Raw genomic sequence first — 1,580 nt, 5'->3', positions numbered from 1 at the left:
ATTATCGGAGAGCATGAGGGTAGATGCCAAGGGCATTTTGATGGAATGACCTTGGAAGAAGCACAGGAGGCCGTAAGGCAAAATAAATGGTGGCAATAATACACACAGAATAAAAACCTTGATCCTCGAATTAACGCAAGAATGAGAAAAAGGAGTTTTACACTATGAGAAAGACGAGAATGTTTTCCAAAATTGCAGCTATGATGCTCGTTGCCGTCATGGCCTGCTGCATGGTCGCATCGGCCTATGGGGAGTACAAATCCTCTACCACCTCCCTTTACGGGAATTGTGAGTACCTGGCCCACTCCACGCTGTATGTTGACGGCGGGAATCAATTCCGCGCAGGTGCTACAGTACGGACCGCAAACGGTTCCTATGTAGGCAGCGGCGCAATTAGCCTGATGGCTACCCTTATAAATGCATCCAACGGCAGCGTCCTCGCACAAACTGGGGAAATCCCGCTCCCTTCTCGGAACTATTTTCACATGGTCACGACCGATCCGTACTGGACTACGACCAGCGTTGCTGGTCTTGGCTGGGCCCGTGTCGATGGGAGTCAGCTGATGCGTCTGCGTGAAACCAACGCCAGCGCATACCTCCGTTCTGCGAACATGGCAAAGCAGGTTTCCACACTTGCTGAGAGCATGCTCACCGAGGACGGTACCTATCCTGTAAACACTGCGGGTGAAACCTATGGCTCTGTGCTCCTTGCTGATATGGTTGGCGAGGACCCCGATCTGATTTCCGCTACCAACCAGAAGGGCGTTGACGGCTACATCCGCGTTGCGGATGTCCCCACAATCAATCCTGCTGTTTCCACAGCGGCGGTCCAGATGATTCCTCTGTATGACATGAACGGCAATGCGATCGGTTCCTTCGAGCTTGATATCCCTGAGGTTGACAGCACCAACACGCCTAACTTTTAAACGGCGCGGACCAATGTGGAGCAGCTCTTCGGGCGGTAAATGGTGCAGACATTTGCCTGTATGCTTCGTGGCACCGAACCCAGGGGTGCCGCAGATGTGTTCATTTCCCTGATGCAGTACAAGTGAACAGCATGCACCCAACACCAGGCGGGGCCTGCATGGTCAGGCCCCGCCGTAAATCATCAAAGCAAGAGTTTGGAGGCTGTCCGGCAATGGAATTTGGCTACACGATTCCCCTGCAAAGGCACATAAGCCGAAACCGATGATCCCACACCACCGGGGGCACGAAAGGAGTAGTCCAATGCAATAGAGAGCTTAACACACCCACACACAAAACACTGTACAAAGAAAAGGAGATTCAACATGAAAAAAATGAAGAAACTAACATCCCTGCTTCTGGTCCTGGTTATGAGTCTGGCCTTGGTCATCCCCTGCTTCGCCGCCAAACCGGACACCGCTGGCAGTGATACCTATACTGATCCCGACATCTCTGCAATGGCGGCTTCTCCCACGGAAAACACCATTGTTGACCGTGCTCTGGAGGAAGTCACTGGACTCTACACAGACGTTTACATGATCTCTGACGCATCCGCTCAACTGATGGACCAGTCCATCGATGAGGACGGCAATACTGTTTATATCGTCGAAACATCC

General features: G+C 52.0%; 2 protein-coding genes. Both read left to right on the top strand.

Annotated features, from left to right (window positions below):
- Positions 1 to 164: 164 nt before the first annotated feature.
- A complete protein-coding gene (locus JX325_RS16430; RefSeq protein ID WP_204792108.1) occupies positions 165 to 926 on the top strand; it encodes a hypothetical protein in 762 nt (253 codons plus the stop codon).
- A gap of 363 nt (positions 927 to 1,289) precedes the next feature.
- On the top strand, positions 1,290 to 1,580 hold a 291-nt coding region (locus JX325_RS16425; RefSeq protein WP_204792107.1), incomplete at its 3' end, for a hypothetical protein.

Origin of the sequence: Oscillibacter sp. CU971 (assembly GCF_905219725.1) — a bacterium.
Classification (GTDB): Bacteria; Bacillota; Clostridia; order Oscillospirales; family Oscillospiraceae; genus Oscillibacter.
Note: the sequence above shows the minus strand (reverse complement) of the source record. Positions and strands in the feature narration are given on the sequence as shown.